The 9,172-nt window shown below is 40.9% G+C and carries 10 protein-coding genes; 4 read left to right on the top strand and 6 right to left on the bottom strand.

Going from position 1 to position 9,172, the window contains the following annotated elements; genetic code table 11:
• Nucleotides 1-433, bottom strand: a 433-nt coding sequence (locus J8L97_RS21650) for a hypothetical protein (protein WP_211052711.1), incomplete at its 3' end; no start/stop codon positions are given.
• A gap of 217 nt (nucleotides 434-650) precedes the next feature.
• Between J8L97_RS21650 and ppiC the strand changes: the two genes are divergently transcribed.
• Complete coding sequence (gene ppiC / locus J8L97_RS21645) at nucleotides 651-929, top strand: peptidylprolyl isomerase PpiC (protein WP_210994734.1); 279 nt, start codon at nucleotides 651-653, stop codon at nucleotides 927-929.
• A gap of 85 nt (nucleotides 930-1,014) precedes the next feature.
• On the opposite strand, the gene J8L97_RS21640 is transcribed toward ppiC, so the two are convergent.
• On the bottom strand, nucleotides 1,015-1,254 hold the full coding sequence (locus J8L97_RS21640) for a hypothetical protein (protein ID WP_247688771.1): 240 nt from the start codon (nucleotides 1,252-1,254) through the stop codon (nucleotides 1,015-1,017).
• Nucleotides 1,255-1,477: 223 nt separating this feature from the next.
• Between J8L97_RS21640 and ttcA the strand changes: the two genes are divergently transcribed.
• Nucleotides 1,478-2,359: a tRNA 2-thiocytidine(32) synthetase TtcA gene (gene ttcA / locus J8L97_RS21635; protein ID WP_211052712.1), complete on the top strand. Its 882-nt coding sequence runs from the start codon at nucleotides 1,478-1,480 to the stop codon at nucleotides 2,357-2,359.
• Nucleotides 2,360-2,401: 42 nt separating this feature from the next.
• Here ttcA and J8L97_RS21630 read toward each other — a convergent pair whose 3' ends face one another.
• The gene (locus J8L97_RS21630; protein WP_211052710.1) at nucleotides 2,402-2,944 is read right to left on the bottom strand and encodes a chorismate mutase; all 543 of its coding nucleotides are present in this window, start codon (nucleotides 2,942-2,944) and stop codon (nucleotides 2,402-2,404) included.
• 193 nt (nucleotides 2,945-3,137) lie between these two features.
• On the opposite strand from J8L97_RS21630, the gene J8L97_RS21625 reads away from it, so the two are divergent.
• Complete coding sequence (locus J8L97_RS21625) at nucleotides 3,138-3,302, top strand: hypothetical protein (RefSeq protein ID WP_211052708.1); 165 nt, start codon at nucleotides 3,138-3,140, stop codon at nucleotides 3,300-3,302.
• Between the two features lie 524 nt (nucleotides 3,303-3,826).
• Nucleotides 3,827-4,321: a tyrosine-protein phosphatase gene (locus tag J8L97_RS21620; RefSeq protein ID WP_211052706.1), complete on the top strand. Its 495-nt coding sequence runs from the start codon at nucleotides 3,827-3,829 to the stop codon at nucleotides 4,319-4,321.
• 100 nt (nucleotides 4,322-4,421) lie between these two features.
• On the opposite strand, the gene J8L97_RS21615 is transcribed toward J8L97_RS21620, so the two are convergent.
• The 3 genes from J8L97_RS21615 to J8L97_RS21605 all read right to left on the bottom strand — a co-directional run bounded on the left by J8L97_RS21615 (nucleotide 4,422) and on the right by J8L97_RS21605 (nucleotide 9,109).
• Nucleotides 4,422-5,777 carry a DUF1501 domain-containing protein gene (locus J8L97_RS21615; protein ID WP_211052704.1) on the bottom strand — a complete coding sequence of 452 codons (1,356 nt, stop codon included), beginning with the start codon at nucleotides 5,775-5,777 and terminating at the stop codon, nucleotides 4,422-4,424.
• An 11-nt stretch (nucleotides 5,778-5,788) separates the two neighbouring features.
• The gene (locus J8L97_RS21610) at nucleotides 5,789-7,639 is read right to left on the bottom strand and encodes a DUF1800 family protein (RefSeq protein ID WP_211052702.1); all 1,851 of its coding nucleotides are present in this window, start codon (nucleotides 7,637-7,639) and stop codon (nucleotides 5,789-5,791) included.
• Nucleotides 7,640-7,741: 102 nt separating this feature from the next.
• Nucleotides 7,742-9,109, bottom strand: a complete 1,368-nt coding sequence (locus tag J8L97_RS21605) for a HAMP domain-containing sensor histidine kinase (RefSeq protein WP_211052701.1) — start codon at nucleotides 9,107-9,109, stop codon at nucleotides 7,742-7,744.
• Nucleotides 9,110-9,172 lie beyond the last annotated feature (63 nt).

Genomic DNA, 9,172 nt, shown 5'->3' with positions numbered 1-9,172 from the left:
TGTTATTACTTCCTGCACCAAGGGTAAATGAGAACCCAGGGATCACTTTTAATGATGTATCTGCATCTTTGTAGGAAGCATCTTTTTCATCTAGTTCAAAACGATAGCTGATCTCTTCAAAAGAATTCAGAGTCAATTGTTGATCTGCAATATCCAAGCTACCATGTAACGCACCATCTTGTAGAAAAGACCCTACTTCATATGCACTTAATCCTACTCTCAAGTTAAATTCCGGAGTGTTATTGGCAACTTGGAGTAATTTAGTGTCAAAATCAGCACGTGCATCCGAGAAGCTAATCGTACTTCTTGGATCAATGGTTGGTTTACTCGCGGTGCTATCTTCATCACTGTCTCCACATCCAGATATTAAAAAGAGTTGTGTGAGAAATATTGCGCTATAGCTGTAAGTTTTTGCGTGAATGATCGATACCATTATTACTCCTTATTAAATCAATCATGGCATTTAAGTTACCTTCAAAAATAAATGAACCTTGTCGTATGTGCCGAACTTAAAATCAACCTATTTTGGAGTGTAACTTTACATCATTTACTTTTTGCTATTAATTTTAACAGAATTTATAATTTTATCTTGAAATGAGTCGTTTTCAATATGGTATACTTCGCGCGTTTTTATATCGATAGGTGCAATTATGGCAAATACGGCGCATGCATTACATATTCTAGTGAAGCACAAAGAGCTTGCTGAAGACATTATTAAACAACTTAAAAAGGGTGCAAAGTTTCAAGTTCTTGCAAAGAAGCACTCAACATGCCCATCGGGCAAAAAAGGTGGAGATTTAGGTGAATTTAAGCGTGGTCAAATGGTGCCACAGTTCGATAAAGTTGCATTTGGCGCTGAGATCTTAGAACCCCACCTAGTTAAAACACGTTTTGGTTGGCATGTGATCAAGGTACTCTATCGTACATGATTTGTGTTTGTTAGAAGGTAGTGCTTGCTGACCTTCTAACAAATTTCTCTTTAAGTGACTAACACTGGTTGGCCATTGTTACGGCCTACATATCACAGCTTAAAATTTTCATAGCTTTGCTCGCCGCTAACACACATCCTCGTGCTTCATCACTGGCTTCTTTACATTGCTTTGTCATATCTGCGGTACTGGGTGCTTTATCCCCTAATACTTTTTTTGCATGTGCAACGACTTTGGCACATTCACCGACCGGAACCGGTGCTGCGTCAGAGCAAGCTGTAAGTGTAAAAAGCGTACTCAGTACAAGAGCTATTCGTAATATCATCATGGTTCCTTGTTTAATTATGAGTTTTATCACCTTAAGGAAAGTAGGTTTTATGAGACTTAGCAAATAATTACTGCTGTTTGCATTCATTAAAAGTGGTTTCATGGTGAATTAGAATCTATTTATGAGTATTCCAACCGTAGGTAAAAACCCGTATAATTCGCGCCCTGTAATTTTATTTGATAACGCGGCGTCGGTGAACTGGCGATGTGGGAAGCCTGCAATGACTCAAAAAGAAACACCTGAAATCACTAAACTACATAAACGCCTCAGAAAGAATGTTGGTAATGCGGTTGTAGATTACAACATGATAGAAGAAAATGACGTAGTCATGGCGTGTATTAGTGGCGGTAAAGATTCATTTGCTATGCTGGATATACTTTTGAGTCTGCAAAAAGTTGCGCCGGTCAAATTTGATGTTGTAGCGGTTAATCTTGATCAAAAGCAGCCTGGCTTTCCCGAGCACATTTTACCAGAATACTTTGAAAGTCTTGATATTCCTTATTACATTGTTGATAAAGACACCTATTCGGTTGTAAAGCAAAAGGTGCCTGAAGGCAAAACGACATGTGGACTTTGCTCTCGTTTAAGACGAGGTACTTTATATTCGTTTGCGGAAAAAATTGGTGCAACTAAAATCGCGCTGGGTCACCATCTAGATGATATTGTTGAAACCATGTTTCTAAATATGTTTCACGGTGCTCGACTAAAAGCAATGCCGCCAAAATTGCGTTCAGATGATGGCCGAAATGTGGTGATCAGACCATTGACCTATTGTCGCGAAGATGATTTGATTAAATACGCAGAGTATAAACAATTCCCAATTATTCCTTGTAATCTGTGTGGTTCACAAGAAAACTTACAGCGACAGAATATTAAAGCCATGTTGGTTGATTGGGATACTAAAACGCCCGGGCGCGTCGAGAGTATTTTTAAATCAATACAAAATGTAAGTCCAAGCCAACTGGCGGATAGAGACTTATTTGATTTTATTAACTTACCAATCGATCGAGCAGCGCAAAAAGCGGAATATGAATTTGCTGAAGCAACCGTCTCGTCTTCAAATATTGATGAGTCTTTATTTATAGATATCACAAATATTTAATGCGTGCTGATAGCACGTTCGTTAACGAGCCACCGCAATATTTCAGTGGCTTTTTATTGGCTGCAAGCGAATATTTAGCAATGCGTTAAATAGCTTTTTCTTGTCTGAATTGCTTAAATAACCCACGGTTAAAGCGTTTATAAATCCAGTCTCCTGATCTGCCGTGAAGGGTTGTCCATGCTTTAGGCAGTATGCAATTTGTGTATTGATCTTACTCCCTAATTCAATCAATTGGGGACGAATAATTGTGTTTAGATCTCTCGGCTTATGACTTGTTTTGTTACTGAGTAGATCGGCTCGATATCGGTATTGAATTGCTTTTGCTGCAGAGATTTGTGCAATAAAAAATGCTTTGACACTCTCTTTATCTAACCCAATTTTGGCCGCTGAGTTACTACTTGCGGTAATGACAATGTTCTCTCGCACAATATTTTCTATGGCTAAATGGTTATTGGCTTTATATAGCGCGACATCTTGCATATAACTGAGTCGTTTATTGATCGTATTGAAAGTTTCAGTCGTGCAAGATATTGACCATGCGGGAAGAGACATTACGACCATAAGCAATACAATGAACTTGAGCATAGTTACCTTATTTGATTTAAGTATATTTGCAGGGCATGCCAAAAATGCATCAGCTATAAATGGGTAATTAAAGCACACTTTATTGTATTGTATCAACGCTATAATGTTGTTCTCACGTGTGAAATATACGTTAGTAGCAGATGAAGGTTTTATGTGGTGCGAACCTGAATAACTGTTTTTATAGAGGGAGTGTATGTCTGTTAGACACGATGACTGTACTGTTTGGTTTGGTGGCAGCAATTTGGATAGAAAAGGTGTTTACATTACAGGTCGCTTTTATCCAGATTATGACCACAGTAAACAGTTTTGCAACGCGTTAGGAGCCACTGATAGTCCAAAAGCGATCACCTCGAATTAGTAATTATCCACTGGCGGTACTTTTTTGCCTATTTGGTGGCTATATCGTAAGAGTAGGGATCATGGTAGCAATTTTATCTGGAGGGTTTATTGTGCTACATGGTATTGGAACAGGGTATTGGAGCAGGGTATTGGAACAAAGGTTGCGGGTTACTTCCCAATGGATGCAGACCCTTGTACTAAATCACCAACCTTAATCTGTAAGATTAACTTAGGGTTGGGTGCGTTATGTTACTTTCTTCCAATGATGATGTTACCTCAGTCGTGTTTCGTACTTTTTCATTCATTTTTGTCACCGTTACCTGTGTGGTTAAGTGTATTTTCTGTATTGTAGGGGTGGGAAGAGAAAGTGTCTTTGCACAAGCGGAAGTACCTTCAGAACAGATAAGAATAGCATTGCAGCGAAAGTGTTATATACGGTAAGCTTCTCTTATATGAAAGCAAAATATGAATAGGGCAGCTGAATCAAGTGTTCCACATCATATCGTAATAAAATGGTTCAGTTAATTAAAAGAGACATTGAGCATGAGACTTCACCCATATGATACGTTGACACTAGATAATGGTGGACAAATTATTTTTACTCCCTGCCCAGGCGCGAAAGACGCAACGCTGCAGGAGTCGGTCGAAATATTGAAATCAGCGGGCGCAAATGCGTTGATATCGGTAATGTATGATAAAGAATTAACGCGTTATGGCGCGCAGACATTATCTCAAGTGTGCATGACACAAGGCATTGAATGGTATCAACTCCCCATCAGCGATGAGGCACCACCAACGGATGCTTTTTCAACTGCATGGGCAGATTATGTACCAAAGATTATTTCATTACTTAATGATCAGGGTGTTGTCGTCGTGCATTGTAAAGGAGGATCAGGCCGTACAGGCTTAGTAGTAGCATTGTTAATGCATGCGCTAGGGTATGACAAGTTAGCTGCGAAGAATGCTGTCCAACGCCTACGACCTAAAGCGTTGTGCCATCCAGAGCAGTTGCGTTTTTTCAATGACTTTATGATTTAAAAACTGCAATGATACGCTTTAAGTTAGCTTGGTGTAAGTTAACGTATTTAATAGCCAAATATGCGTGAAGCCTATTTGGCTATTGGCTTATGAAAGATCCTTACTTGAAAAGGGCTGGTGGTGCACCAAACTTCAACAAGTTTGGAAAGATATTTTCAAGTGTATTTTGGTCTATGCCTAGCCATTGGCCGAAACTGGCGGCGTATTGATCTACCGACAGTGTTGGAATTAAACGGCCATTGCCCGCATCTAATGAATGGTTTAATTTGGCCTCGGGAATATCACCGAATATCGTCCCACCTTGTACAGCCCCTCCCATCACAAAGTGATGAGAGCCCCAGCCATGATCTGTGCCATCTCCATTAATTGCCAAAGTGCGACCAAAATCGGATGCTGTAAATAGGGTTACTTTATCAGAGAGTCCAAGGCTTTGCATTGCAGAATCAAACGCGACGAGTGCACCATCTAAGGCTGATTGCAGTTTAGGCAGCGATTGTGCTTGCCCAGAATGTGTGTCAAACCCACCCATAGCAACAACAAAAACTTGCCGCTTTTCTTGAAGTTGATCTCGAATCGCAATGGTTTTACTCACGGTTTCTAGTTGTTTGGCGACGGACGTTGTAGGGAATGTTGGCAGTGCAACAGAGACCTCAGACAAAGCCGCATTAAACTGATCATTGGCACTATAGGCTTGGTTGATTTGCGTTGACATATCTTGTTCAACAAAATTGTTAGTTTGGTGTCCAAGCGCGCTAAAGTGCTTTTGTAATGCGTTTGATTCATCGAACATATCCAAAACATCTATAGTTGCCGCTTGACCGTCATGAACATGATACGGTGTTGTGTTACTCCCAGTGATGAGTAACTCGGCGCTTGAGGTTGTGATGGCAGAAAATGTGCTAGGGCTTTGTTGTCCTTGTTCTATTAAAGCGTCATTAAGCATGCCAGCCCAACCGAATTGAGCCCCCTCCGTTTGGCCTGACATCCAAGTAGATTGCTGGTCGTTATGGGAAAACAGCCTTGATGGTAACTTAGCTGTTTCTGAGCGAATACTCGCAGCGGTGGTTGGTTCAAGCAAAGGGCCCACATTACCTACTAGAGAGACTTTACCTTGTTGGTATAATTGTGCAATTCCGCTGAGCTCTGGGGGCAAGGCAAATTGACGCGATCCGAATCGAGCAGGGGTATCAATGGGTAATAAGTTAGCCTGTGAGCGTTTATTGGTATATTGAGATAATAATGTATTTCTAATATTTGACCATTGCGTATAGCTTGCCTGATCATATGGGATCACGGTGTCGTGGTTATCCATGCCACCGTATAGAAAAACACATACAAGGGCTTTATAGTCATCGTTGTTTGTCGTAGGGGTATTTACAATCGCTTGTGCAAGATTCAAAAATGGTGCTGCTGCCATAGAAGCACTGCCCGCTTTTAGAAATGATCGTCTGTTCATGAGAGAGTCCCCTATTTTTGCACTAAATAATCAGGTGTTGTCATAACGAGCAGTACAGCAACTCGTACACGCATTAGGTAACCGTCATCTTCATCGTTGGGTATTGTGCCAACAATACGCTTAATTGCCGTGAGAGTGGCACTTGAAAGTTGATTGGCAGTGAGTAATAAGTTTAGTCGGGCAAGCAGGGCATCAACATCTTGTGCGATTGCTAGCTCTTCTTCATAGGTAACGAGAAAGCTTTTCCGAATATCTTCGACGGTGATTGGCACGCTGGGGTGGTCAAATTCTTCGAGGATATCTTCTACATCTGCTTCTTGTGGTTCCCCTGATATATAGTGGGTCATAAAATTAACATAGCCAGGAATGGTGGTGGCATTGGTAATTTGTAGTTCAGGTGTAACTAACCCCTTTTTTGCTGTGATCGAGCCAGGTGCGGTATACCCAGGACGAAAGAAGTTAAACACACTGGGTGAGCGATATGGGTGTTGCCCGAGTGCATTTGGAGCACTGGTGTCCCACAGCATGGTTTGATACTGAGGGGTAATATTTTGTGCATTAAAAGCTCTTGCCCACTGTGTAAAACGAAGTATGGGTTCTCTTATTTTTCCTGCGGTAGTGGTAGCAGGCTCGCGAGCTTCATTATCAAATAAAATAGCGGCCACAGTTGCACTGAGATCCCCCCGTTTACCTGTACCTACCTGTGAACCATCCGGCAGTGTAAATAGACCACTGGTAAACGCGGCAACGGTACGTGAAATATAGGCATTACTAGGGTTAGAACTCACCAATCTTTGGATGAGCTGTCTAGTAACAAAGGGAGGTAAATTTGGGTGTGTGAAAATGTGATCCAATGCCATACTGATAGACGCTTCAGCATCAATACCAGCTGGAATAGTAAGCCCTAAGAATACCTTTTCTTGGTCTGAATGGGCTTCGGGGTTAATTGCCATTGGGCGGGTGAAAATATTATTGCTAACGGTATCTTCATCAGTCTCATTATAATCTAACCCGGTCATAACCTTTGCTAGGCCGGTGATGTCTTTGTTTGAATATAACTCTACGGGGACGTTGTTTTCGTTTTTGTTTATTGAGCCATCGCTGTTGAGTTTAACCACACCTAAAGTGAACAGCTGTAATAATTCTCTGGCATAGTTTTCGTCGGGGACTCTGCCAGTATCGGGGTCCGCTTTTTCATTACCCAAATAAGTTAGATAGTGACCCATGGCAGGAGAATAGGTTATTGCTTCTAGTAGGGTTCGGTAATTACCAAAAGCATTGTTGATCAGTATATCTTGATAAGCAGCCACGGCAGTGGGTTGATCGGTTAAGGTTTCTCCGCCCCCGTTAGAGACCACCAAGATTTCAGATAATGCAAAAGCCACTCTTTGGCGCAGTTGGTCCTTGCCTGAGATACTATTTTTCCAAAATGCGAAGGTGGTTGATTCGATGAAAAACAAATCAAACTCATCGTTGTGGTTTACACTTTTTGGCGCATAGCTAACCACAGTTGGCATGATGTTGCTTGTGGGTATACTGAGTTGGTTTTTAAACCACTTGGATGCACTGCTGTGCGTGAGTGTTTTAATATCTTGCGCAGTAGCCCCAAAAGTTGATTGCTGTAAAAAACGGGATGCTTTCTCCGCTGAAGAAAAGGTCTGGTCAGCATATGTATTTTGGTCGTTATTTACGGGAGGAAAGGGAGTTGGAGTGAATGTTGATAGTGTTGACTGAGGCTGGCTTACAACTGAATGTGCATTGTAATCCAGTGAGACATCTGAGCCAGAAACACCGCCGCAAGCAAGAATTAAACTTATGACAGTACTAAGGGTGAGGTGTCGAAACGTTATATTAATTTTCATTATTAAATTGCCCCTAACTAAACATAGCTTCAGTATATAGAAGAAATTTAACACTATGTTTTACATTTCACAGTACCAAATCATACAAAATTGTATGGTTTATTATTGTGATAATAAGGATAATTCAATATTAAATACAGCGCCTTTTTGATGTTCAAGCAATTGGATTTCGCCGCGGTGCACTTTACAAATGGCTTTAACAATGCTCAATCCTAAACCATTGCCCGGTTTCGAACGGCTAATATCGGCGCGATAGAATTTATCAAACACATGGGATCTATCCTGGACTGAAATACCTGGGCCATTGTCACCTACTTGCAGTAATGCACCGTCAATATGGTTTTGCAGTCTGATCCAAACCTGTGCATCCTGGCTGCTATATTCCAATGCATTTTCTAATAAATTACATACTAATTGATTGATAAGGTCTTCATCTGCAAGACAAAGTACGTCATCTACAATGGAGATCTCAAGGTTGCGGCCAGTATCAATAAAGACCGGTTCATAGCTTTGGGCTAAATCAAGAATTGTTGATGATAAGTTGAGTTCTACAAAGCCATTTTTATGCTTTCCAGATTCAATGGCATTGAGGCGAACTAAATTATTGAAAGTGGCAATAACTGTGTGTAAATCTGATGATGCTTTATCTAAATGAGTCTCAAGCATATCGATATCCTGCTGCATATATTGGAGTCTATTTGCCACGCGTGTTAACGGCGTCTTTAAGTCATGTGCAATACCAACAGACATGGTTTTCATGGTGGTGTGAAGATCTGAAATGTCATCTAACATGGCATTTAAAGAAATGACTAACGCATTTAATTCATCAGGTGTGTTGTCACAGTCAATGCGTTCTGAATCGGGAGATTCAGCGACCTTTGAAAGCGCGTTTTTTATACGAATAATACGTACGGCATATTGCTGTGTTATAGAAAATATGATGAATAGTATCGGTAACCAGCTGAGTGCAGTGAACCATATATTGATACTTATGAGCGTATTTCGAGTATCTATGTAATGATGCGTCAGTGCTTGAAGTATGGCTAGGCTATAACGTTCATCAAGCGTAAAGTGTATGTATAATGCGCTTATAGGCTCATCAAGTGTTGAATCATATTTTTGCCATACAGCTTCATCAACAGGGGTTATTGTTAACTCAGTACTACCTAGCAGCAAAGTATTCTTGTCGTAAAGTGAAAATAGTAACCCTTCTTCATCTAGTCGTTCATCGCTCTCATGCTTATGCCAAATTGGGCGGTGGGATAGCTCATATTCATCGAGTAAAGCGTTTAAGCCGTCCTCGTTGTAGAGGTGAGTCACTTCGCTTTGCATTTCTATAAACTCGTCTGTTTGCTCCGTTTTTATTTGTTGCAATAGGAGATAGCTGATCGCAATGAGCATGCTACAAACGAGCACCCACGCAGTGAGTGTTATTTTCAATACTTTGCCAACCCTGTGGTAGTTTTTCATATGTGTCATGATCAATCTGATATTATGTAGCCACTGCCGCGCACAGTTTTAATGAGCTCAGTA

The sequence above is a fragment of the Pseudoalteromonas sp. MMG012 genome, assembly GCF_018100875.1.
Taxonomy (GTDB): Bacteria; Pseudomonadota; Gammaproteobacteria; order Enterobacterales; family Alteromonadaceae; genus Pseudoalteromonas; species Pseudoalteromonas aurantia.
This window is presented reverse-complemented; position numbering and strand designations above follow the sequence as displayed.

Bases quoted from the DNA above. Each gene is read 5' to 3' on its own strand.
- J8L97_RS21620 (WP_211052706.1), top strand. From the start codon at position 3,827: ATGAGACTTCACCCATATGATACGTTGACACTAGATAATGGTGGACAA.
- J8L97_RS21605 (WP_211052701.1), bottom strand. From the start codon at position 9,109: ATGAAAAACTACCACAGGGTTGGCAAAGTATTGAAAATAACACTCACT.
- J8L97_RS21610 (WP_211052702.1), bottom strand. From the start codon at position 7,639: ATGAAAATTAATATAACGTTTCGACACCTCACCCTTAGTACTGTCATA.
- J8L97_RS21625 (WP_211052708.1), top strand. From the start codon at position 3,138: ATGTCTGTTAGACACGATGACTGTACTGTTTGGTTTGGTGGCAGCAAT.
- J8L97_RS21615 (WP_211052704.1), bottom strand. From the start codon at position 5,777: ATGAACAGACGATCATTTCTAAAAGCGGGCAGTGCTTCTATGGCAGCA.
- ppiC (WP_210994734.1), top strand. From the start codon at position 651: ATGGCAAATACGGCGCATGCATTACATATTCTAGTGAAGCACAAAGAG.
- J8L97_RS21640 (WP_247688771.1), bottom strand. From the start codon at position 1,254: ATGATATTACGAATAGCTCTTGTACTGAGTACGCTTTTTACACTTACA.
- ttcA (WP_211052712.1), top strand. From the start codon at position 1,478: ATGACTCAAAAAGAAACACCTGAAATCACTAAACTACATAAACGCCTC.
- J8L97_RS21630 (WP_211052710.1), bottom strand. From the start codon at position 2,944: ATGCTCAAGTTCATTGTATTGCTTATGGTCGTAATGTCTCTTCCCGCA.